We start from the raw sequence: 1,313 nt of genomic DNA, 5'->3' as shown, positions 1-1,313 counted from the left end.
CGATCTGGTCGAAGTCGGCCCGCCGGTCGTGCTCGATGCCGGCCGGCGTGATGATGTGATGGACCTGGCCATCGATCAGGCGGCTGCCGATGAAAATCCCACCCTGTTCGGGCCACGGCTGGCCGATGACAGGCGGGGTGGTGCTGGTGGTGGTTTCGCTCATGGTGTGCTCCTTGGTTGAAAGGGTCGAATGGGTCATGTCGCTGCCCATGCAGGCCAAGCTCCTGCGCGTGCTGCAGGAGAAGAGCTTCGAGCGGGTGGGGGGCAACGCCACGATCCAGGTGGATCTGCGCATCCTGGCGGCCACCAACCGGGACCTGCGGGCGATGGTCGCGGAGGGGCGCTTCCGGGAGGACCTCTACTACCGGCTCAACGTGTTCCCGATCACCATCCCGCCGCTGCGGGAACGGGGCGGGGACATCGTGGCCCTGGCCGACCACTTCGTGGCGCGCTTGTCGCTGCCCATGCAGGCCAAGCTCCTGCGCGTGCTGCAGGAGAAGAGCTTCGAGCGGGTGGGGGGCAACGCCACGATCCAGGTGGATCTGCGCATCCTGGCGGCCACCAACCGGGACCTGCGGGCCATGGTCGCGGAGGGGCGCTTCCGGGAGGACCTCTACTACCGGCTCAACGTGTTCCCGATCACCATCCCGCCGCTGCGGGAACGGGGCGGGGACATCGTGGCCCTGGCCGACCACTTCGTGGCGCGCTTCTCGGCCGAGCAGGAAGACCTGATGCTGGCCTGGGTCACGGCCCGCGAGCACTTCGTGCAGACCGGCGGTCTGGACAGCATCTACTGGTCGCGCTCGTTCCATCACGGCTGGCCGTGGGCTGTGGGTTTCGAGGACGGCGACGTGAGCTTCACCCGCCGGTACGGCGAGTTCCGCGTCCGCCCCTTCCGCAGCGTCATCGCTTCGTCGCTTTAACCCTTCGCGGGCGTAGCCCGCCGACGGCATATCCGTCGCCCCGTCTCCCTCCTCTCGGCCGGCCGTGCTGCGAACGCAGCCACGGCTTCTCCATCCAGCTCAACGCCGGGCAGGCCAAAGGCCGGGCCAACGGCACGGAAACCGTGTGGGACAACACCCTCATCACCGCCACCGACACCCTCACGGTCACCTCCGGAAGAGACACCACCCTGAAGGGCGCGCAGCTCGCGGGCGACACCGTGCTCATGAACATCGGCGGCGACCTGCTCATCGAAACGCTGCAGGACGTGAGCCGCTACACCAGCAAGCAATCGAGCTCGGGGCTCGACCTCTCCCTGTGCATCCCGCCGATCTGCTACGGCTCCTTCGTCCAGTCCGCCGCCTACACCA

General features: G+C 67.7%; 1 protein-coding gene and 1 pseudogene. Both read left to right on the top strand.

The genetic code is table 11. The features are described 5' to 3' along the window. Window positions 1-197: 197 nt before the first annotated feature. Window positions 198-719 (top strand): annotated as a pseudogene (locus tag E6O51_RS22355) (sigma 54-interacting transcriptional regulator); the annotation flags it as partial. 104 nt (window positions 720-823) lie between these two features. Continuing rightward, the coding region (locus E6O51_RS21670) for a hemagglutinin repeat-containing protein (RefSeq protein WP_168735365.1) at window positions 824-1,313 on the top strand (490 nt) is incomplete at its 3' end.

The sequence above is a fragment of the Pseudothauera rhizosphaerae genome (genome assembly GCF_004801305.1).
GTDB classification, from domain to species: domain Bacteria; phylum Pseudomonadota; class Gammaproteobacteria; order Burkholderiales; family Rhodocyclaceae; genus Pseudothauera; species Pseudothauera rhizosphaerae.
This window is presented reverse-complemented; position numbering and strand designations above follow the sequence as displayed.